This is a genomic window from Klebsiella sp. JN_Kp121 (assembly GCF_040062145.1).
Taxonomy (GTDB): domain Bacteria; phylum Pseudomonadota; class Gammaproteobacteria; order Enterobacterales; family Enterobacteriaceae; genus Klebsiella; species Klebsiella aerogenes.
The window spans coordinates 71,750-92,590 of record NZ_JBEAHX010000010.1; the positions used below are offsets into that span (position 1 = coordinate 71,750).

Here is a 20,841-nt window from a genome sequence, read left to right on the forward strand (position 1 = left end):
TCCATAAACGCCTGAACGAGACGCCCGTCACCATGAATAAGCACTGGCTCCCCTGGCTGATACTGTCGCCTTCCCTGTTGTTTTTACTGCTGTTTACCTGGTTTCCGCTTGGCCGTTCGGTCTATGACAGCCTGTTTGATACCCGCATGGCCAGCGACGGCGCACAGTACGTCGGGCTGGATAACTTCGCCCGCCTGTTTGCCGACGGCGTTTTCTGGCAATCGCTGGTCAATAATTTGCTCTATATCCTGCTGACGGTGGTACCCGGCGTGACGCTCGCTCTGCTGCTGGCGGTGGCGCTGAGCGAGAATCACCGCGTCAACCGCTGGCTGCGCACCGCATTTTTCTTCCCGATGATTATCCCGATGGTCAGCGCCGCCGCGCTGTGGCTGTTTATCTTTATGCCCGGCCTCGGCCTGCTCGATCACTATCTGGCGAAGCTATTTGGTCCGCTGAACAACAACTGGCTGGGGCGCAGCAACAGCGCGCTGCTGGCGCTGGCGCTGATTGGCGTGTGGAAGTTCGCCGGTTATTACATGCTGTTTTTCCTCGCCGGGTTGCAGAGCATTCCGGCCTCGACGCGGGAAGCGGCGCTGATGGAAGGGGCCAGCCGCACCCAGGTGTTTTTTAAGGTCACGCTGCCGCTGCTGCGCCCGACGCTGAGCTTTGTTATCACCACCGCGCTGATTTACTCTATTACCCAGATTGATCACGTCGCGGTGATGACGCGCGGCGGGCCGGATAACGCCACGACCGTGCTGCTCTATTACATCCAGAATCTCGCCTGGGATACCCACGACCTCGGCAAAGCCTCCGCCGCCACCTTCCTGACGCTGGCCGGGCTGTTTACCTTCTCGCTGATTAACCTGAAATTGCTGGAAAAAGGAGCCCACTATGAGCGCTGAAATCTCGCCGCTGATGGTCCGCTCGCCCACCGCTGCGCGTCCGCTGTGGTTGCGCCTGCGTCGCTCACAGCCCTTTACCCTGACGGTAATCATGTGCTGCCTGGCGCTGCTATGGGTGAGCCCGTTTATCTGGATGCTGGCGACCTCGTTCAGCGCCACCACCTTCGGCGAAGATATGGCCTCATTGCTGCCCCGTCTGCCGCTGACTCTCGATAACTTCCGCGACGCGTGGGACAGCGCCGACTGGCTGAGCCTGTACGCCAACACCCTTATCTTTACCTTCGGCACTTTCTTCGTGCAGCTACTCACCATCACCACCGCCGGCTACGTCTTCGCCTGCCACGAATTTCGCGGCAAGAAAACGCTGTTTCTGCTGTTCCTCGTCCAGCTGATGATCATGCCGGTGGTGATGATGGTGCCGAACATGCTGACTCTGAAAACCTTCGGCCTGCTCAACACTCTGACCGGCGTGATGATGCCTTACTTTACCTCGGCGTTCGGCGTGTTTCTGATGCGCCAGGCGTTCCTCGCCATCCCGAAAGAGCTGGAAGAGGCAGCGCTGATGGAGGGCTGCCGCTGGTGGGAGGTGCTATTCCGCGTACTGCTGCCGATGTCCTGGCCATCGGTGCTGGCCTTCGCCACCGTCAGCATTACCTACCACTGGAACGAGTACCTGTGGCCGCTGATGATGCTCAACGATCCCGATAAGCAGGTGCTGACGGTCGGGCTGGTCTCTTTCGCCATGGGCGCTGAATCCGGCGGCCAATGGGGCACCATCGGCGCCGGGACGCTGATGGTCTGCCTGCCGCTGATGCTGGCGTTCATCCTTTTCCAGAAACAGTTCCTGCGAAGCTTCGGCTTCTCCGGGATCAAATAAGGAGTTATTCATGCTGTTAGCGCACATTTCCGATACCCATTTCCGCAGCCGCGGCGAGAAGCTGTACGGCTTTATCGACGTCAATGCCGCCAATGCTGATGTGGTTTCTCAACTTAACGCGCTGCGCGAACGCCCGGATGCGGTGGTGGTGAGCGGCGATATCGTCAACTGCGGCCGTCCGGAGGAGTATCAGGTGGCCCGCCAGATCCTCGGCAGCCTGAACTATCCGCTGTATCTCATCCCCGGCAATCACGATGATAAAGCGCTGTTTCTGGAGTACCTGCAGCCGCTGTGCCCACAGCTCGGTAGCGATGCCAATAATATGCGCTATGCGGTTGACGACTTCGCTACCCGCCTGCTGTTTATCGACTCCAGCCGCGCCGGCACTTCAAAAGGCTGGCTGACCGACGAGACCATTAGCTGGCTGGAAGCGCAGCTGTTCGACGGCGGCGACAAACCGGCCACGGTGTTTATGCACCACCCGCCGCTGCCGCTGGGCAACGCGCAGATGGACCCGATTGCCTGCGAAAACGGCCACCGTCTGCTGGCGCTGGTGGAGCGTTTCCCGTCGTTGACGCGCATCTTCTGCGGCCATAACCATAGCCTGACCATGACCCAGTATCGCCAGGCGCTGATCTCCACCCTCCCCGGCACCGTCCATCAGGTACCGTACTGCCACGAAGACACTCGCCCGTATTACGATCTCTCGCCGGCTTCGTGCCTGATGCACCGCCAGGTCGGCGAGCAGTGGGTGAGCTACCAGCACTCGCTGGCCCACTACGCCGGGCCGTGGCTGTACGACGAAAACATCAGTTGTCCAACGGAAGAGCGCTAACCACTATGCTCAGTCTGCAAAACATCAGTAAACATTTCGACGGTAAACCCGCGCTCAGCGCGCTGTCGCTTGATATTCACGAAGGCGAATTCGTGGTGCTGGTCGGCCCGTCGGGCTGCGGTAAAAGCACCCTACTGCGCCTGCTTGCCGGGTTGGATCAGGTCAGCGAAGGCGAAATCTGGCTGCATGATGAGAACATCACCGACACCACGCCGCGCGAACGCAATTTTGCGATGATCTTCCAGAACTATGCGCTGTTTCCACATCTCTCGGTGCGCGACAACATCACCTTCGGCATGAAGGTACGCAAGGAAGAGAAAAGCGGCTGGCAGCCGAGAGTAGATAAAGTGGCGCAGATGCTGCAGCTGGAGGCGCTGCTCGATCGCAAACCGGCGAAGCTCTCCGGCGGCCAACGGCAGCGGGTAGCGATGGCGCGGGCGATCGTGCGTAATCCGCGGCTGTTCTTAATGGATGAACCGCTGTCCAACCTCGACGCCCGCCTGCGCAGCGAAGTCCGCGACAGCATTATGGACCTCCACCAGCAGTTGAAAACCAGTACCGTCTACGTCACCCACGATCAAACCGAGGCCATGTCGATGGCTGACCGCATCGTGGTGATGAACGGCGGCCACGTGCAACAGGTAGGACGGCCAGAATATCTGTATGCCAATCCGGCCAATCTGTTCGTGGCCGGATTTATCGGTTCGCCAGCGATGAACCTGCTATCGCTCCCCTGCGTTGACGGCAACGTTCAGCTTGGCGAACTACGCCATCCGCTACCGCCGCGCCACCGCAGCCAGACCCGCATCTGGCTGGGCATTCGCCCGGAACATATTACCGACCGCGTGGAGCAAGGCCATCTGCGCCTGCCGGGCACCGTCCTGCAACGAGAACTGATGGGAGCCGATTATCTGCTCCACGTCAGCACCCCGATCGGCACCCTTCGCTTTAGCCGCCGCCACCGCGGCACGGTACCTGAAAAAGGCGAATCGCTGATCCTCGGCTTCTCGCCTGCCGATGTGCATCTTTTTCATGCTGAGACCCAGCATAATTTACTGATGGAGTGTAATCATGTTTAACCCCCTCACCGCCCTGACGGTTGGGCTCAGCCTCGCCCTGAGCGGCGCGGCGCTGGCGAAAGAGAAAATAGACTTCATGTTCCCGGCTCCGGTAGACGGCAAGCTGACGATGGAGATGACACGCGTCATTAAAGCCTTTAACGAGTCGCAGCAGGATGTCGAAGTGCGCGGCATCTTCACCGGCAACTATGACACCACCAAGATCAAAGCCGAATCCGCACAGAAGGCCGGGCAACCCCCGGCGCTGGTGATCATGTCCGCCAACTTCACCACCGATCTGGCGCTGAAGGATGAGATCCTGCCGATGGATGAGCTGTTTAAATATGGCGAGCAAAAGGCTGGCGATTTTCTGCAAAAGGAGTTCTGGCCCGCGATGCATAAGAACGCCCAGGTGATGGGCACCACCTATGCGATCCCGTTCCATAACTCGACGCCGATACTCTACTACAACAAGACGCTGTTCGATCGGGCCGGGATCGCGCAACCACCGCAGACCTGGGCCGAGCTGCTGTCTGATGCCAAAAAGCTGACCGATGAGAGCAAAGGCCAGTGGGGGATCATGCTGCCGTCGACCAACGACGACTACGGCGGCTGGATCTTCTCGGCGCTTGTGCGGGCCAACGGCGGTAAATATTTCAATGAAGACTATCCGGGTGAGGTTTATTACAACTCGCCGACCGCTATCGGCGCTCTGCGCTTCTGGCAGGATCTGATCTACAAAGACAAAGTGATGCCTTCCGGGGTACTGAATTCGAAGCAGATCAGCGCTTCATTCTTCTCCGGCAAACTTGGCATGGCGATGCTCAGCACCGGCGCACTGGGCTTTATGCGCGAGAACAGTAAAGATTTTGAACTCGGGGTCGCCATGCTACCAGCCAAAGAGCAGCGCGCGGTGCCGATTGGCGGCGCCAGCCTTGTGAGCTTTAAAGGCATCAACGACGCGCAGAAGAAAGCGGCCTACCAGTTCCTGACTTATCTGGTGAGCCCGCAGGTAAACGGCGCGTGGAGCCGCTTTACCGGCTACTTCTCGCCGCGCAAGGCTTCTTACGATACGCCGGAGATGAAAGCATATCTGCAGCAGGATCCGCGGGCGGCGATCGCACTTGAACAGCTGAAGTACGCGCATCCGTGGTATTCCACCTGGGAGACCGTCGCCGTGCGTAAGGCGATGGAGAACCAACTGGCGGCAGTGGTCAACGATGCCAAAGTAACGCCGGAAGCAGCGGTACAGGCGGCACAGAAGGAAGCTGACGCGCTAATGAAACCTTATGTTGATAAGACCGCGCTGGGAGAAGTGAAGTAGCACAGGTCTGTTGCGGGGCGCCCGGCTTGCGGCGTAAACGCCCAAGCCGGGTGACCAACCGCCCCCCAGCGCAGAATGCGCCGGAAAGTTTTTGCGAAGCCTTAGATTTTATCCGCCTGCGACGAAGCCCAGGATTTACGCGCGTAGGCTTTTCCCGCCGGGCTGGTATCCAGCTTCTCACGCAGATAGTGCTCGATCTGCTCAAGGCTGCGATTGCGCGTTTCCGGCACGCATTTGATCACGAAGATCGCGCCGAAGATACCGATTGCCGCAAAGATAAAGAAGGTTCCGGAGAGGCCGACCCACGACAGTAGCATCGGGAAGAACAGCGAGATCAGGAAGTTGGCAATCCACATTGAGAACACCGCCCCGCCCATAAACATCCCGCGCATCCGGGTTGGGAAAATTTCCGACAACAGCAGCCAAGTCACCGGCGACAGCGCCCCCTGCTGGAAGCTCAGGAACAGCAGCATTCCCGCCAGCACCATATAGGCGCGCAGCGCATCCGGCTGACCATTGACCGTTTCCGGCAGCAGGTAGCTCACCGCGCCGATAAACACCAGGCAGGCAGTACAGCCGAACTGGCCGATCATGGTCATCGGGCGACGACCTATCTTCCCCAGCATCCAGATGCCGACAAAGGTCATCAGCACCGAAACCACGCCGTTGGCAATGGTGGCGAACAGCGCGGCGTTATCGGTCATACCGACCGAGGTCAGCACCGTCGGCGCATAGTACATAATGGTATTGACGCCGGTAAGCTGCTGAATAACCGCCACGCCTATACCGATCATGAACAGCTTAAACAGCCACGGAGTCATGATTTCACGAATTTTTGGCTTACCAAGATTGCGCTGCTCGTCGAGAGTTTCCGTAATCTCCATTAGCTCCCATTCGACATCATCTTTACGCCGCGTACGCTCCAGCACCCGGCGCGCTTCCGCCAGTCGGCCTTTCATCGCATACCAGCGCGGGGTATCGGGCATAAACATCATGCCAAACCACAGCAGCACGGCTGGTAGCGTCGCCACCGCCAGCATCCAGCGCCAGGTACTTTCACCGCCCCATAACTCATGGAAGGTGGCGTTAGAGATATAGGCCAGCAGCTGGCCTGAGACGATCATCAGTTCCTGCAGCGTGACCAGTTGCCCGCGTTTGTTGGCGGGCGCCATCTCAGCGATGTAAACCGGCACCGTTGCCGCCGCACCGCCAACCGCTACGCCGAGAACCAGGCGGAAGAAAATCATCCAGTTGACGTCCGGCGCGAGGGCGGTTCCCACCGCACCGATAGCGAAGATCACCGCCAGCCAGAGGATGATTTTCTTTCTGCCTGCGGCGCTGGCCAGATGGCCAGAAAGCAGTGCGCCGAATGCGGCGCCGAACAGCAGCGAGCTGGTCACCAGCCCGGTGGTAAAGGGCGTGAGATGCAGTTCCTTACCCATAAACAGCAGGGCGCCGGAAATCACCCCGGTGTCGTAGCCAAAGAGTAAACCGCCTAAGGTCGCAATCAACGCAACGATCTTAACAAACGGCGTTGCCGGGGCGTCGCTATTCGGCCCCGACGCTTTATTGAGTGTGAGATATTGTTCCTGTGACATAGAAGACTCCAGTAACCTACCTTGTAGGGGGAAGATATGCTCTTGTCTGAATACAGAGGCCTCCTGCCTCACGGACGTGTCGTTCTCGTGTGGTTCTCTTGAGGTTTAGAAAAAGCGGGCCACGCAGCTGTGTGGCCCGAAATGCATCAACGATCAGATTCCTGCCGTTTCGCGGATGTACTTACGCGCCTTTACGGCGTATTCGAAGGGGTTCGCCAGCGCAGGGTCTTGTTCGGCTTCCACTACCATCCACCCCTTGTAGCCGTAGTCATCCAGCAACTGGAAGACCGGACGGAAATCTATTTCGCCGTCTCCCGGTACGGTAAAGGTGCCTTTCTTGACGCCGTCGAGGAATGAGAGCCCTTCGCGGCGCACCTGCTCAATTACCGCGGGGCGGACGTCTTTCAGATGCACGTGGTTAATGCGCGGCAGATATTTTTTCAGGATCGCCAGCATCGGCGCCTCGCCGCCCTCTGAATACCAGGCGTGACCGGTGTCGTAGAGCAGGAAGACGCGTTCGTCCACCAGCGACATAAACTTGTCGATCTCCGCGGTAGTCTGAATGCCGGTGCCCATATGGTGGTGTAGGCAAACCTGCATCCCCTTCTCTGCCGCCAGCTTGCCAAGCGCGTTATAACCTTCAGCTACCCGCTGCCACTCTTCGTCGCTAAAGCACGGTTTTACATCGCCGAGAATCGGTTTATCGAGCCCCTGGATACTGCCGCTTTGTTCAGAGCAACCAATCACCTTTGCGCCCATCGCATGGAGGAAATTCATGTGGTTAACGAATTCATCGATGGTTTTTTCTCTTTGGCCATTCGCGAAGAAGGTGCTGAACCAGGCGTTGCAAATCTGCATGCCGCGAATATCCAGCATCGGCTTCAGCACCGCCGGATCGCGCGGATATTTGCTGCCGACTTCGCTGCCGGTAAAACCGGCCAGCGCCATTTCGCTGACCGTTTGCTGGAAGGTGTTTTCGCTCCCCAGCTCAGGCATATCGTCGTTAGTCCAACCGATAGGGGCGATAGCCAGTTTGACGTTGTCTTTGTTCATTTTGATGCTCCTGCCGCCGCGCCTTACCGGCGCAGCAGTTCACGTTCGATAAGTTCACGCGTTTCCACGGCCTGGTATTTCATCTTTTCCGGGTAACCAAACAGCGAGGTGCAGACGATCGGTTCACCGCCAACTTTGAAGGTCTGTTCAGCGAAGCGCATATCGCGCAGGGTGCGGAACAGAGCATCGAAATCGACATCCCCCTCGCCGACGCCGACGTGCTGATGTACGGCGGCGTCAACGCCCGGCGGATTAACGATATAGCGGCAGTGTTTGGTGTGATTGCGGGTATCGGCAATCAGCACGTGCGACAGGTCCTGACCGGCATAGCGCAGCATCTTCTCGACTTCACCTTTACCTTTGTCGTAGAAGAAGGTGTGCGGCACGCTGTAGACGTACTTCACGTTGTCGCTACGGAAGGACTTCACGATATCCACCGTCTCGTTGTTTTCTTCGCAGAAGTCCCACGGGTGGGCCTGGATTTCGACGCGGATACCTTCACGTTCGAATATCGGCAGTAATTCTTCCATCGAGCGGTAGAACATTTCTTCGCAAATTTCCGGCTGGTTAGGATCGCCAGAAAATTCGGTGTTGATAACCTGCACGCCCATCTCTACCGCTACTTCGATGAGCCGCTTCCAGTTCTTCACCGCCGCCTGACGGCGCAGCTCATCCGGGCCGGACCAGCGATAAACGCAGATGAACGAGGAGAGTTCAACGCCGTTGTCACGCAGCGCCTGCTTATACTCGGCCATGATCTCCCGGCTGGCGCGCGGATGTTTGTAGAATGGGTTAATCTGCGGGTGCGGCGACTGTTCAATGTATTTGTAGCCCCACTCCGCCACCTGCTGAACCATTCTGGTGATCCCGAGATCGCGAATCACATCGACATCAAAAGCAATTTTCATCGTCGTTACCTGTTTGAAACGTTACGTCGGTGAAGGAGGATTTAGCGTTGGTAGAATGCCGGGCACTCAGGTAGCGATACTGCTACCGGTTCGTTGCACTCTTGCGCCTTCAGACAGGCGTCGGCGGCAACCGATGCCGCATAGCCGTCCCAGGCTGAGGGGCCCTGCAGCTTGCCGGCTTTCACATCATTGATAAATGCCTGCAGTTCGACGTCGTAGGCTTTGATGAAACGGTCTTTCCAGTCGGTAAGGATGGCTGTCGACAGGCTGGCGGCTTTACGCATCTCCACCGCCGACGGTTCCGGCAGGCGCGCAATGCCCGTTTCGCCAACGACTTCGCACTGGATGTCGTAGCCGTACTGGCAATTTACGAAGACTTCGACGTCGATCAGGGTGCCCTTTTTCGTTTCAAACGAGACGATCTGTGGGTCTTTCAGCCGCGCATGGGTATGGGAGGTCGAGCGCGGGAAGCGTACCTGTACGGAGCGGTAGTCGTCATTTAGCAGCCAGCGCAGCACGTCCAGTTCGTGGATCAGGGTGTTGGTGATCGCCATATCGGTGGTGTAGTTCTCGCCGACCGACTGGTTGCGGTGGGCGCAGCGCAGCATCAGCGGCGCGCCGATATCGCCGTCATCAATGACTTTCTTCAGCGCCAGATAGCCTTCATCGTACGGGCGCATAAAGCCGACCTGAACGAGGCGACGCCCGGCTTTCATTTCAGCATCAACGATGCGGCGGCAGCCTTCCGCGCTCATCGCCAACGGCTTTTCGCAAAAGACGGGCTTACCGGCCTCAATAGCCGCCAGGGTGTACTCTTCATGGGTTGGATCCCAGGAGGTCACCAGCACGGCGTCAACGTCGCTGGCTTTAATCACATCATGACCGTCGGCGTAGACTTCCGCCTGCACGCCCGGCAGCGCTACTGCCGCACGGGCGTTATCGGCGTTGATATCGGAAACGGCGACCACAGTCGCCCCCTGTAGGACCTGGGTGCAGCGACGGATATGTTCTTTACCGATGGCGCCTGCGCCGATGACACCTAATTTGAGTGACATGATGGTTCTCTCCGTAGTTCTGTAGGGTTCAGGGTTCGTGTTCTTTGTTAGTAATCCCGCGCCTGGGCGCGTTTTTCATTAATCATTTCAGCGACTTTACGGATACGTTCCGACAGCGCCGTCTGCGCCACGCCAACGTTCCACCAGCTACCGTATTTGTGGACCATGGTTTTCGGCAGTACTTTAATGTCGATAAGCGTGCTGACGGTTTCACGGCGAGCGGCATCCAGCGCGTGGCGAAGCTCATCGAGGGTGGTGACCCGCCAGGTCTTGCAGCCGTAGCCGGAAGCAATCGTGGCGAAATCTACCGGTACCAGCCCGCCCTGCAGCTGGCCGTTTTCCGCCGAGCGGTAGCGAAACTCGGTGCCGAAGCTATCCATACCGTGTTCCAGTTGTAGGTTGTTGATGCAGCCGTTCGCCATGTTGTCGAGCAGAATGACGTTGATCTTCGCCCGCTCCTGCAGGGAGGTGACCAGCTCAGAGTGCAGCATCATGAAGGAGCCATCGCCGACCAGCGAATAGACTTCGCTCTGCGGCTGCGCCAGCTTAACGCCGAGGGCGGCGTTGACCTCATAGCCCATGCACGAGTAGCCGTACTCGACGTGATAGGTATTCGGCGCGCGGTTGCGCCAGACGCGTTGTAAATCCCCCGGCAGGCTGCCCGCCGCCGCCACAATGACCGCATCCGCCGCCAGCGACTCGTTCAGTAGGCCAAGAACGCTACTTTGCGTCAGGGTGGAATCCGTGATTTGACGGAATTCGCGATAAACCGATTCACGGTCAATATGGTCGTCAATTTCTGGTACGAAATCCGTTTCCTGCCAGACCGCCCGGTAGACGCGCTGGGTCTCTTTCATCTGCCGGCTCTGCACGCTTGCAATCTGCGCGCCCCATCCTGCCTGCCAGGACTCGTTCGCCAGCGCTGCGCTGAGCGCGCTTAGCGCCTCGCGGGCGTCCGCCAGCATTGGGATGCCGTCCAGCTTCCAGGCATCAAAATTACTGACGTTAACGTTAAGAAAGCGCACGCCCGGGGATTGGAATATCCATTTCGAGGAGGTGGTAAAATCGCTAAAGCGCGTGCCGATACCGATGACCAGATCGGCTTCTTTCGCCAACAGGTTGGCAGCCAGACAGCCCGTTTCGCCAACGCCGCCGACGTTCAGCGGATGCGATGAAACCACCGTGCCCTTTCCGGCCTGCGTTTCCGCAAACGGGATGTCGTAACGTTCGGCGAAGCTCACCAGCGCTTCGCCTGCCGCGGAATATTTCACGCCGCCGCCGCAGACGATGAGCGGTTTACGGCTGGCTTTAATTGCCGCTACCGCATCCGCCAACTGCGCCGCGCTTGGCGGACGGCGATCCAGACGGTGGACACGGCGGGCAAAAAAGGACTCGGTATAATCCCAGGCTTCCCCCTGCACCTCCTGCGGCAGACACAAGGTGACGGCGCCGGTTTCCGCCGGATCCGTCAGCACGCGCATGGCATTAATGCAGGCGCTCATGAGCTGTTCCGGGCGGATAATACGATCCCAGTACTTACTCACCGCGCGAAATGCGTCGTTAGTCGTGATACTCAGATCGTAGCTCTGTTCGATTTGCTGCAGTACCGGGTCCGGCTGGCGGGTGGCGAATACATCGCCCGGCAGTAATAACAACGGGATACGGTTGGCCGTTGCCGTCGCCGCGGCGGTGATCATGTTGGCCGCTCCCGGACCGATGGAAGAAGTGCAGGCAATGATCTGCCGGCGCAGTGACTGGCGGGCAAAGCCGGTGGCCGCATGGGCCATGCCTTGTTCATTACGCCCCTGGTAAACCCGCAGTTCGCCGCTGTTCTCTTCCAGCGCCTGGCCTAAGCCCAACACGTTGCCGTGACCAAAAATAGCAAAAATCCCTTTCACGAATTTCTGCGCTTCGCCGTCCACCTCCAGATACTGGTTATCAAGGAACTTCACCAGCGCCTGCGCCATTGTCAGTCTCAGTTTGCCCATGTTGCCTAATCCTTATCGTTCAGTATTTGTCGTGTGAGTTAGCGCTTTGCTCGCCAAAGAAGATGGCGTAGGTGAGGGAAAGCCGTTAACGTCCACTGGAATATTTTTGGATTATAGGCAAACATTTTTTTCATTAAACACAAATACAGAAGAAATGTTTCATTTTGCGAGAAGGATCAAACTCTCTACCCATTTCACACGTTTCACTTACATCTCCTTCGCGAGCAGGTTTCCAAACAAAAGAGGAAAAACAAGATTATCTACATGAAAATTATGGATAATATTGGTATTAAAAAAAGGAGAACATGGGTAAGCGGGACGCAGACAGCATGTATGGGTGGGCAGCTGCGTACCCACGCAGAGTGGTAGATCCTTCACACTTTTGGTTTTTTAATTTCGATTAGATTTGAAAATGAAATATTTATTTCTCAAACTAGAGATAACTAATAACCATCAGGCTGTTCACGGCAGACCGTCACTCATGCGACCTTCTCCTGGCAGCAGATTTGCAAAAGGAAACCCTAGCGATGAATGCAGCAGTTAAGCGGCTCGACGTCATCTGTATTGGCCGGGTGGCCGTCGATCTCTACGCCCAGCAGATAGGGGCAAGGTTGGAAGATGTGGCCAGTTTCGCCAAGTATCTCGGCGGTTCCTCGGGCAACGTCGCCTTTGGTACCGCGATTCAGGGATTAAAATCGGCGATGCTGGCGCGGGTGGGCGATGAGCACAACGGCCGGTTTCTACGTGAAACCCTCCGCCGCGCAGGTGTCGATACCGAATATCTGATCACGGATAAAGAACGGCTGACCGCGTTGGTGATGCTGGGCATTAAGGATCAGGATACCTTCCCGCTGATTTTCTACCGCGACAACTGCGCCGATATGGCGCTGACGCCTGACGATATCAATGAGGAGTACATCGCCTCTTCACGCGCTCTGGCGGTGACCGGCACCCACCTTTCACACGCCAATACCCGCGATGCGGTACTGAAGGCGCTGGAATACGCCCGCCGCCACGGCCTGCGTACCGCGCTGGATATCGATTACCGTCCGGTGCTGTGGGGGCTTACTTCGCTGGGCGACGGTGAAACGCGTTTCATTGAGTCGGGTCCGGTGACCCGTCAGTTGCAGGAAGTTCTGCACCTGTTCGATTTAGTCGTCGGCACTGAAGAGGAGTTTCATATCGCCGGCGGCAGCACCGATACCCTCACCGCGCTGAAAAACATTCGCCATGCCACCAAAGCGACGCTGGTCTGCAAGCGCGGGCCGATGGGTTGCGTGGTGCTGGAGGGCGCCATCCCGGATAGCTGGGACGAAGTGCCGTTGCAGCAAGGCGTTCGCGTCGAAGTACTCAACGTGCTCGGTGCCGGCGATGCTTTTATGTCCGGGCTACTGCGCGGCTGGCTTAACGATGAGGGCTGGGAGCAGGCCTGCCGCTACGCCAACGCCTGCGGCGCCTTAGTGGTTTCGCGCCACGGCTGCGCGCCGGCGATGCCGACAAAAGTAGAGCTTGATGATTATTTATCGCGGGCCGATGCCGTTCCGCGCCCGGATATCGACGCGCGGTTAAATCATTTGCACCGGGTGACCAGCCGGCGCCAGCCGTGGCCGGAACTGTGTATCTTCGCCTTTGACCATCGTAAACAGCTGGCGGATCTGGCATTAGAAACCGGGCGCGACCCGGCCTGTATTCCCGAACTCAAACTGCTGCTGTTGGCCGCCGCCGAGGCGGCCGCCACAGAGGCCGGGCTGGATCGGCGCAGCGGCATCCTCGCCGATGGTACCTATGGTCAACGTTCACTTAACGCCATTACCGGTAAAGGCTGGTGGATCGGTCGGCCGATTGAGCTCCCCAGCTCGCGTCCGCTACGTCTTGAACATGGTAATATTGGCTCACAGCTGATCGACTGGCCGCTTGAGCACGTCGTCAAATGCCTGGTCTTTTACCACCCGGATGACCCGGCGGCGCTGCGCGCCGAGCAGGATGCGCTGCTGCTGGAAGTCTGGCAGGCCTGCAATAAGTCCGGGCACGAGCTGCTATTGGAAGTGATCCTGCCGGAGAACGGACCGGACAAAGATGAACGCCACTACCACACTATGCTGGAGCACTTCTATCAGTTGGGCATCCAGCCGGACTGGTGGAAGCTGCCGCCGCTGGCCAGCGCCCAGTGGGAGCGGATCTCAGCGCTTATCGAGCGCGAAGATCCGTGGTGCCGGGGCATCCTGCTCCTGGGGCTGGATGCGCCATCGGATCGCCTGCGTTCAGGTTTCGCCGAAGCGGCCGGGCACCCGATGATCAAGGGTTTTGCCGTCGGCCGCACCATCTTTGGCCAGCCTTCGCGCCGCTGGATGCAGGGCGAACTGGATGACGCAGCGCTAATCGATGAAGTGAAGCGTAACTATTTGCGGCTCATCGGCTACTGGCGCGAAGCGCGCGGCTAACCTCCTTCAGGCCCGCCACTTCCTTGAAAGCGGCGGGCCTGCGGTTTCTTCGTGAAATGAATCGCGTATTTCATCGCAAAAAATGAAAAATTCGCTTCATTTGGTACACTGGAAGCCATATTCCTTCCATTTTCTCAGAGCGCAACTTATGGCTAATAATCCGACCCAACTGACCATCCTGCAGGATGAAATCAGACGGCGCTACGACACGCTCAGCAAACGTCTGAAGCAGGTGGCGCGCTATATACTGGATAACAGTAATAGCGTTGCTTTCGATACCGTAGCCTCCATTGCGCAACAGGCTGACGTTCCGCCCTCAACGCTGATTCGCTTCGCTAACGCCTTTGGCTTCAGCGGCTTTAACGAAATGAAGCAGATGTTCAGGCAGCATCTGATGGAAGAGACCGCCAACTACACCGAGCGCGCACGTCTGTTCCGCCAGACTACTAACGACGAAACAACGCCGCCGGAAACGCCGACGGAAATCCTCAACATGTTCAGCATGGTCAATACCCAGGCGCTGCAGCAACTGGCAATGCAGACCTCCGGCGAAGACCTCAACCGGGCGGTAGATTTACTGGCGGATGCGGAAAATATCTATGTTATCGGTCTACGTCGCTCGTTCAGCGTCGCCTCTTACCTGACCTACGCACTGCGCCATCTGGATCGCAAAGCCTTCCTGATCGACGGCCTCGGCGGGATGTTCACCGAGCAGCTCAGTCTGGTGGGGCCGAAGGATGTGGTCGTGGCGGTGAGCTTCTCGCCTTATGCCCGTGAAGTGGTGGAGCTGGTTGAGCTTGGCGCCCAGCGCAAGGCGCGACAAATCGCCATTACCGATAGCCAGGTAAGCCCGCTTGCCGCCTTCAGTGATGTGTGCTTTGTGGTGCGTGAAGCGCAGGTCGATGGTTTCCGTTCACAGGTGGCCTCGCTGTGCCTGGCGCAGACGCTGGCGGTATCGCTGGCATTGAATAGCAGCAAAGAGCCGCAGCAGCACCGCGCCTGATTGCCCGTTGCGCTAGCGGTAAACAGGGGCAATCAATAGACAAAAAAGCCGGGGACATCCCCGGCTTTTCTCGTATATCGCGCACTATGAATAGCGATCGCTGTTGATCCAGGCGTGATCGTCTTCCCAGGTAAATAGCCACTTACGATCCGGCCCCGCCATCACGTTCAGATAGTAGCTGTTGTAACCGGCGATCGCCGCTACCGGATGGTAGCCGCGCGGCACCATCACCACATCATGGTTATAGGGCGCCATACAGGCATCCAGACTGCGGTCATCGGTGTACACTCGCTGAAAGGCAAAACCTTGCGGCGGATCGAAACGGTGGTAGTAGGTTTCTTCCAGCTGGGTTTCCTGCCCCGGCAGCGCGGTATCGTGCTTGTGCGATGGCCAGGAACTGGTCGCCCCTTCTTCGGTGTAGACTTCCACTACCAGCAGGCAATCCGCCTGCGCATTATCCGGCAGAATATTATGTACCAGCCGCTGGTTACGCCCTTTACCGCGATGTTCTACGCCAACATCCTCAGGCCGTATCACTCGCGCCGGGAAGCTGCCTTTGCCCGGCGCGCTGCAAACCGCCAGCTCAAGATCGGAATCTGCAGTGACCTCGACCTTATCTTGCGGCGGCACATAGACCGACCACGGCGGCGTACGCTCGAATGGCGACATGCGTTTACCAAGGTCGGGAAAATCGGCGTGCTGAGTTTTGATCGAGGCCAGCCCGGAGACCAGAACCAGACATAGCTCACGATCACCGCTCTCCAGGGTCACGGTTTGCCCCTGTTTTAACATCCAGACATCAAAGCCAATATAATGCCACCCCGCGCTCTGCGGGGTGATGTGCTGGATATGTCCCTCTTTTTGCGCTTTAGCCAATAACGACATAGCGTTCTCCTTCGCCGATTAACCTAACGTCGGCATACTGAATTCAGATACGGTTTGCTGCCCCTGCGGCCAGCGCACGGTGGCAGTTTTCATACGGGTATAGAAGCGAACGCCGTCAGGCCCGTGGACGTTCAGCGCGCCAAATACCGAGCGCTTCCAGCCGCCAAAGCTATGGAAGGCCATCGGCACCGGCACCGGTACGTTGACGCCAACCATGCCGGCCTGTACATCATGAACGAACTCGCGGGCGGTATGGCCATTGCTGGTAAAGACGGCGCTGCCGTTACCAAATTCGTGGCTGTTTACCAGCGCCAGCGCGCTTTGGTAATCAGCAACGCGGACGATCCCCAGCACCGGGCCAAAAATCTCTTCACGCCAGATGGTCATTTCCGGAGTGACATGGTCAAACAGCGTACCGCCAACGTAATATCCGTCCTCATGCCCGGCCACGCGCAGCCTGCGGCCATCCACCACCAACGACGCCCCTTCGCTGACGCCCTTATCAATATAGCCGAGTACTTTTTTCTGATGCGCTTCAGATACTACCGGCCCCATTTCGTTTTCGTCTTTGCCGCGCAGGCAACCAGGGCCCACTTTCAACGACTCGACTAATGGTTTCAGGCGGGCAATGAGCTTATCTGCGGTCTCGTCACCGACGGCCACCACTACCGGCAGGGCCATACAGCGCTCGCCTGCGGAACCATACGCACCGCCCATGATGGCATTCACTGTCGCATCAAGATCGGCGTCCGGCATCACGATGGCATGGTTTTTCGCCGCGCCAAACGCCTGGACGCGTTTTCCGTGAGCGCTGGCGGTTTTATAGATATATTCCGCCACGCCGGAGGAGCCGACAAAGCTGACGGCGGCAATACGCGGGTCGGTATAAAGCTGCTCGGCATCTTCATTGCTGCAATGAATGACGTTAAAAACGCCGTCCGGCAGACCGGCTTCTTTCAGTAATTCAGCCATGCGTACCGCCGCGGTCGGCGCCAGCGCCGGTGGTTTCAGCACGAAGCTGTTGCCGCAGGCCAACGCGATGGGGAACATCCACATCGGCACCATAGCCGGGAAATTAAACGGCGTTATCCCCGCCACCACGCCCAGCGGCTGCATGAGCGAATAGCTGTCGACGCCGGTACCTACGTCGGAAGAAAACTCACCTTTAATAAGATGCGGAATGCCGCAGGCAAACTCAACCACTTCCATGCCGCGGGTCAGCTCGCCCAACGCATCGGACCACACTTTGCCGTGCTCGCTAACGATAATTCCCGCCAGTTCATCGACGTGCTGTTCAAGCAGCATTTTAAAATTGAACAGCACGCGGGCGCGGCGCAGCGGCGTGGTACGGGACCAGCTGTCAAAAGCGTCGCGAGCGACCTGGATTGCGTCGGAAACCTCCTGCGCGGTGGAAAGCGTGACTTCGCGAACCACATCGCCAGTGGCCGGGTCGTACACCGGCATCGTTTCCCGGCTGCTGCTGGTTACCGTTTTCCCACCAATAAAGTTACCTGTGAAAGTCATCTTCTCGCCTCATAGTGTAGAAGGCCGTTCAAGTTACGGCCCGTCGCTGATTGTGCTGTGCTATAACCGTAGTAAAATGAAATTTATATTTCAATAAACAGATAAAATGAAATTCCACTTTGGTGATAGCTGTCGCATTTTTCAGCAAGCCTCTCTCTACATGATTTCATATCGCAGCGGTAGTGAAGGTGAGATTTTCTGGGGTTGACGTTGATGTAAACTATGAAATGGCGCAGCAACTATTTTGCGATCGTGCTCAAACAACCATCATTTCATCCATTGCCAATGATGAAATAAACATTTTAACTATCAGGCAAGCGAACTAAACCAGTCAACATCTTGTCAGGAGTGTCAAATGGCCATTGCCCTGCAGCGTTTCTGTATCAATCGTAAAATTGCGCCATCGCTTAGCATTGAAGCGTTTTTCCGTCTGGTAAGCGAACTCGGGCTGCATAAGGTCGAGCTGCGTAATGATTTACCCAGCGGTAAAGTCACCGATGAGCTTACCCACCAGCAGGTGCGCAAGCTGGCCGACCGATACCAGCTTGAAATTCTGACGATCAATGCCGTCTATCCCTTCAACCGCCACAGCGCTGAAGTACGTCAGCTGACGGAGTCGCTGCTAAAAGAGGCGCAGGCTATTGGCGCCAAATCGCTGGTGATGTGCCCGTTAAATGATGGCACCGTTGTAGCGCCGCAAGAAACGCTTGCCGCTATGCGCGAGCTGGCGCCGTTGTTCGAACAATATGGCGTTCAGGGCCTGGTCGAGCCGCTGGGCTTCCCACAAAGTTCGCTGCGCTCGGCGGCGCAGGCGCAGGCGCTCATTCGCGACGCCCAGGTGCCGTTTAAGCTGTTAATTGATACTTTCCACCACCACCTGTATCCACAAGCTGAAGAGGAATTCAGCCAGCTGGACATTGCTGAGATAGGTCTGGTTCACCTCTCCGGCGTTGACGATCCCCGCCCACGCGAACAGTTGACCGACGACGAGCGCATCATGCTGACACCACAAGATAGGCTGCTGACCTGCCAGCAGGTAAAACATCTCGAAGCCCGCGGATACCAGGGAGATTACGCCTTCGAGCCTTTCGCTCCGCAGCTGGCGTCATGGCGCGAAGAGGAGATTCGCCGCGAGATTGAACAGAGCATCGCGCTGATTCAGCGCCACTGCGCCTGAGATTAAACGTTGAGAGTTATCGATTTCCTCCATCTTTTTGCTGTCAGGTTGCCTATAATCGACGCAGGATAAATGGAGGAATCGATCATGAGCTCACCCCTGCTGATTGCGCGCACGTTGGATAAACAACTGCATCTGCTGCCTGCAATGGCTAACCGTCACGGCCTAATTACCGGCGCCACCGGCACCGGTAAAACCGTAACTTTGCAGAAACTGGCGGAGTCTTTTTCCGAGATCGGCGTACCGGTCTTTATGGCCGATGTGAAAGGCGACCTGACCGGTATCGCGGAAGCAGGCCAGAGCTCTGAGAAACTTCAGGCGCGTCTGGAAAAAATCGGCGTTACCGACTGGGAGCCGCATGCCAACCCGGTGGTTGTTTGGGATATCTTTGGTGAAAAGGGCCACCCGGTGCGCGCCACGGTGTCGGATCTCGGCCCCCTGCTGCTCGCCCGCTTGCTCAACCTGAATGAAGTACAAAGCGGCGTGCTAAACATTATTTTCCGTATTGCTGACGATCGCGGCTTGCTGCTGCTGGACTTTAAAGATCTCCGCGCCATCACCCAGTTTATCGGTGATAACGCCAAAGCCTTCCAGAACCAGTATGGCAACATCAGCAGCGCGTCGGTCGGCGCTATCCAGCGCGGACTGTTAACCCTTGAGCAGCAGGGCGCAGAGCACTTCTTCGGCGAACCGATGCTGGATATTCAGGACTGGATGCGTGTCGATGCCAGCGGTAAAGGGGTGATTAATATCCTCAGTGCCGAAAAGCTCTATCAGATGCCGAAGCTTTACGCCGCCAGCCTGCTGTGGATGCTCTCCGAACTCTACGAACGCCTGCCGGAAGCCGGCGACCTCGAAAAACCAAAGCTGGTGTTCTTCTTCGACGAAGCCCACCTGCTGTTTAACGATGCGCCGCAGGTACTGCTGGATAAAATCGAGCAGGTGATTCGCCTTATCCGTTCTAAAGGGGTCGGCGTCTATTTTGTCTCGCAGAATCCGTCGGATATCCCGGATGCCGTGCTCGGCCAGTTGGGCAACCGCGTACAGCATGCCTTGCGTGCCTTTACTCCGAAGGATCAAAAAGCGGTGAAAACCGCCGCCCAGACCATGCGCGACAACCCGGCATTCAGTACCGAGCAGGCCATTCAGGAGCTCGGTACCGGCGAAGCGCTGATCTCCTTCCTCGACGAGAAAGGCAGCCCGTCGGTCGTCGAGCGCGCAATGGTCATCGCCCCATGTTCACGGATGGGGCCGGTCACCGATGATGAGCGAAATGGCCTGATTAACCACTCGGCGCTGTACGGCAAGTATGAAGAAGAGATTGACCGCGAGTCGGCCTTCGAAATGCTGCAAAAAGGGGTGCAGGTCGCCACAGAGCAGCAGTCGGCACCGCCGGCAAAAGGTCAACAAAACGGTGATGACGACGGGCTACTCGGTGGGCTGAAAGATATTCTGTTCGGCACTACCGGCCCGCGCGGCGGTAAACGAGATGGTATCGTGCAGACCGCGGCCAAAAGCGCCGTACGTCAGGTAACCAACCAGATCGTCCGCGGCATGCTGGGAAGCCTGCTCGGCGGAAGGCGCCGTTAGCGTAAGAAGGATGCCGACCCCGGATTGCGGCGCGCTGCGCCTCATCCGGGTTCTTTGTTGGCTCGGTGAGCGTAAGCGTTAGGCCTTAGTCGCCTCAGGGGGTTGTCTTAACATAATCCCCATATCCCCGCGCGCTTTTGCGCGCTTCGAGGCGGTGATTGCCGTGCCAGCACAGCGCCAGCACGGCGACCACCGCAACCTGATGAAGATATAGCGGCAGGCCTTTGTCTAACACCACGAAAGCAAACAGAAAAGCGAATATCGATAGCGACAGTATAACCCCCGCTAACGTGCCATTGAGATCGAACCAAAACAGCACCCGATCGGCTTTTTGCTCTTCTGCTGTGCCCGCACGCACCAGCCCCGTCGTCAGGCTCAGCACATCCGCTCGTTTCAGCGACCAGATAAAAAACACCAACATAAGCAGAAAAACTGTGCCTTCAAACAGGAACCAGCCGCTGGCCCACTCTGGATGCAACGCGCCGAAGAAGATGGTGGCGATGATAAAAATATCCGGGATCCACAAGATTCCGGCAGCGACCTGCAGAATGAATATCAGGGATTTACCAAACATCAATGCCTCCATGCAAAGACGAAAAAAAAGGGTGCTTTCGCACCCT

At 57.4% G+C, this 20,841-nt stretch carries 17 protein-coding genes; 9 read left to right on the forward strand and 8 right to left on the reverse strand.

What is annotated here, in order from left to right:
- Positions 1 to 32: 32 nt before the first annotated feature.
- The 5 genes from ABLU86_RS15440 to ABLU86_RS15460 are packed head-to-tail and all read left to right on the forward strand — an operon-like array spanning position 33 to position 4,999.
- Positions 33 to 905 (forward strand): sugar ABC transporter permease, encoded by an 873-nt coding sequence (locus ABLU86_RS15440; RefSeq protein ID WP_348796219.1) that lies wholly within the window; start codon positions 33 to 35, stop codon positions 903 to 905.
- The gene (locus ABLU86_RS15445; protein ID WP_047078557.1) at positions 895 to 1,782 is read left to right on the forward strand and encodes a carbohydrate ABC transporter permease; all 888 of its coding nucleotides are present in this window, start codon (positions 895 to 897) and stop codon (positions 1,780 to 1,782) included. Before ABLU86_RS15440 ends, ABLU86_RS15445 begins: the two co-directional genes overlap by 11 nt.
- A gap of 10 nt (positions 1,783 to 1,792) precedes the next feature.
- A complete protein-coding gene (locus ABLU86_RS15450; protein ID WP_046883295.1) occupies positions 1,793 to 2,617 on the forward strand; it encodes a phosphodiesterase in 825 nt (274 codons plus the stop codon).
- Between the two features lie 5 nt (positions 2,618 to 2,622).
- Positions 2,623 to 3,696: an ABC transporter ATP-binding protein gene (locus tag ABLU86_RS15455; protein WP_149271447.1), complete on the forward strand. Its 1,074-nt coding sequence runs from the start codon at positions 2,623 to 2,625 to the stop codon at positions 3,694 to 3,696.
- Positions 3,689 to 4,999 (forward strand): ABC transporter substrate-binding protein, encoded by a 1,311-nt coding sequence (locus tag ABLU86_RS15460; protein ID WP_045386809.1) that lies wholly within the window; start codon positions 3,689 to 3,691, stop codon positions 4,997 to 4,999. Before ABLU86_RS15455 ends, ABLU86_RS15460 begins: the two co-directional genes overlap by 8 nt.
- 101 nt (positions 5,000 to 5,100) lie before the next feature.
- Here ABLU86_RS15460 and ABLU86_RS15465 read toward each other — a convergent pair whose 3' ends face one another.
- The 5 genes from ABLU86_RS15465 to iolD form a co-directional block, all read right to left on the reverse strand.
- Entirely contained in the window at positions 5,101 to 6,597 is a 1,497-nt protein-coding gene (locus ABLU86_RS15465) for a sugar porter family MFS transporter (RefSeq protein ID WP_015368530.1), read from the reverse strand.
- Between the two features lie 153 nt (positions 6,598 to 6,750).
- Entirely contained in the window at positions 6,751 to 7,650 is a 900-nt protein-coding gene (gene iolE / locus ABLU86_RS15470; protein WP_020079776.1) for a myo-inosose-2 dehydratase, read from the reverse strand.
- 23 nt (positions 7,651 to 7,673) lie between these two features.
- Positions 7,674 to 8,558, reverse strand: coding sequence for a sugar phosphate isomerase/epimerase (locus ABLU86_RS15475; RefSeq protein ID WP_015368532.1), 885 nt, complete (start codon positions 8,556 to 8,558; stop codon positions 7,674 to 7,676).
- Between the two features lie 41 nt (positions 8,559 to 8,599).
- Positions 8,600 to 9,613, reverse strand: a complete 1,014-nt coding sequence (locus ABLU86_RS15480) for a Gfo/Idh/MocA family oxidoreductase (RefSeq protein WP_015704222.1) — start codon at positions 9,611 to 9,613, stop codon at positions 8,600 to 8,602.
- 47 nt (positions 9,614 to 9,660) lie between these two features.
- Positions 9,661 to 11,601: a 3D-(3,5/4)-trihydroxycyclohexane-1,2-dione acylhydrolase (decyclizing) gene (gene iolD, locus ABLU86_RS15485; protein ID WP_348796218.1), complete on the reverse strand. Its 1,941-nt coding sequence runs from the start codon at positions 11,599 to 11,601 to the stop codon at positions 9,661 to 9,663.
- Between the two features lie 527 nt (positions 11,602 to 12,128).
- On the opposite strand from iolD, the gene iolC reads away from it, so the two are divergent.
- Positions 12,129 to 14,042: a 5-dehydro-2-deoxygluconokinase gene (gene iolC / locus ABLU86_RS15490; protein ID WP_348796217.1), complete on the forward strand. Its 1,914-nt coding sequence runs from the start codon at positions 12,129 to 12,131 to the stop codon at positions 14,040 to 14,042.
- A 148-nt stretch (positions 14,043 to 14,190) separates the two neighbouring features.
- Positions 14,191 to 15,045, forward strand: a complete 855-nt coding sequence (locus ABLU86_RS15495; protein WP_015368536.1) for a MurR/RpiR family transcriptional regulator — start codon at positions 14,191 to 14,193, stop codon at positions 15,043 to 15,045.
- 84 nt (positions 15,046 to 15,129) lie between these two features.
- Here ABLU86_RS15495 and iolB read toward each other — a convergent pair whose 3' ends face one another.
- Together iolB and ABLU86_RS15505 are read right to left on the reverse strand one after the other, a co-directional pair.
- The gene (gene iolB / locus ABLU86_RS15500; RefSeq protein WP_020079778.1) at positions 15,130 to 15,930 is read right to left on the reverse strand and encodes a 5-deoxy-glucuronate isomerase; all 801 of its coding nucleotides are present in this window, start codon (positions 15,928 to 15,930) and stop codon (positions 15,130 to 15,132) included.
- A gap of 18 nt (positions 15,931 to 15,948) precedes the next feature.
- Entirely contained in the window at positions 15,949 to 17,454 is a 1,506-nt protein-coding gene (locus ABLU86_RS15505; RefSeq protein ID WP_348796216.1) for a CoA-acylating methylmalonate-semialdehyde dehydrogenase, read from the reverse strand.
- A 355-nt stretch (positions 17,455 to 17,809) separates the two neighbouring features.
- Here ABLU86_RS15505 and ABLU86_RS15510 point away from each other — a divergent pair, with 355 nt between their 5' ends.
- Both ABLU86_RS15510 and ABLU86_RS15515 read left to right on the forward strand, forming a co-directional pair.
- A complete protein-coding gene (locus ABLU86_RS15510) occupies positions 17,810 to 18,631 on the forward strand; it encodes a TIM barrel protein (RefSeq protein ID WP_126027732.1) in 822 nt (273 codons plus the stop codon).
- 87 nt (positions 18,632 to 18,718) lie between these two features.
- Entirely contained in the window at positions 18,719 to 20,221 is a 1,503-nt protein-coding gene (locus tag ABLU86_RS15515; RefSeq protein WP_126027731.1) for a helicase HerA-like C-terminal domain-containing protein, read from the forward strand.
- Between the two features lie 94 nt (positions 20,222 to 20,315).
- On the opposite strand, the gene ABLU86_RS15520 is transcribed toward ABLU86_RS15515, so the two are convergent.
- Positions 20,316 to 20,795, reverse strand: a complete 480-nt coding sequence (locus ABLU86_RS15520; protein WP_045360294.1) for a hypothetical protein — start codon at positions 20,793 to 20,795, stop codon at positions 20,316 to 20,318.
- Positions 20,796 to 20,841: the final 46 nt, after the last annotated feature.

Bases quoted from the DNA above. Each gene is read 5' to 3' on its own strand.
- iolC (WP_348796217.1), top strand. From the start codon at position 12,129: ATGAATGCAGCAGTTAAGCGGCTCGACGTCATCTGTATTGGCCGGGTG.
- ABLU86_RS15495 (WP_015368536.1), top strand. From the start codon at position 14,191: ATGGCTAATAATCCGACCCAACTGACCATCCTGCAGGATGAAATCAGA.
- ABLU86_RS15460 (WP_045386809.1), top strand. From the start codon at position 3,689: ATGTTTAACCCCCTCACCGCCCTGACGGTTGGGCTCAGCCTCGCCCTG.
- iolB (WP_020079778.1), bottom strand. From the start codon at position 15,930: ATGTCGTTATTGGCTAAAGCGCAAAAAGAGGGACATATCCAGCACATC.
- ABLU86_RS15480 (WP_015704222.1), bottom strand. From the start codon at position 9,613: ATGTCACTCAAATTAGGTGTCATCGGCGCAGGCGCCATCGGTAAAGAA.
- ABLU86_RS15515 (WP_126027731.1), top strand. From the start codon at position 18,719: ATGAGCTCACCCCTGCTGATTGCGCGCACGTTGGATAAACAACTGCAT.
- ABLU86_RS15475 (WP_015368532.1), bottom strand. From the start codon at position 8,558: ATGAAAATTGCTTTTGATGTCGATGTGATTCGCGATCTCGGGATCACC.
- iolD (WP_348796218.1), bottom strand. From the start codon at position 11,601: ATGGGCAAACTGAGACTGACAATGGCGCAGGCGCTGGTGAAGTTCCTT.
- ABLU86_RS15510 (WP_126027732.1), top strand. From the start codon at position 17,810: ATGGCCATTGCCCTGCAGCGTTTCTGTATCAATCGTAAAATTGCGCCA.
- ABLU86_RS15440 (WP_348796219.1), top strand. From the start codon at position 33: ATGAATAAGCACTGGCTCCCCTGGCTGATACTGTCGCCTTCCCTGTTG.
- ABLU86_RS15445 (WP_047078557.1), top strand. From the start codon at position 895: ATGAGCGCTGAAATCTCGCCGCTGATGGTCCGCTCGCCCACCGCTGCG.
- iolE (WP_020079776.1), bottom strand. From the start codon at position 7,650: ATGAACAAAGACAACGTCAAACTGGCTATCGCCCCTATCGGTTGGACT.
- ABLU86_RS15465 (WP_015368530.1), bottom strand. From the start codon at position 6,597: ATGTCACAGGAACAATATCTCACACTCAATAAAGCGTCGGGGCCGAAT.
- ABLU86_RS15450 (WP_046883295.1), top strand. From the start codon at position 1,793: ATGCTGTTAGCGCACATTTCCGATACCCATTTCCGCAGCCGCGGCGAG.
- ABLU86_RS15520 (WP_045360294.1), bottom strand. From the start codon at position 20,795: ATGTTTGGTAAATCCCTGATATTCATTCTGCAGGTCGCTGCCGGAATC.
- ABLU86_RS15505 (WP_348796216.1), bottom strand. From the start codon at position 17,454: ATGACTTTCACAGGTAACTTTATTGGTGGGAAAACGGTAACCAGCAGC.
- ABLU86_RS15455 (WP_149271447.1), top strand. From the start codon at position 2,623: ATGCTCAGTCTGCAAAACATCAGTAAACATTTCGACGGTAAACCCGCG.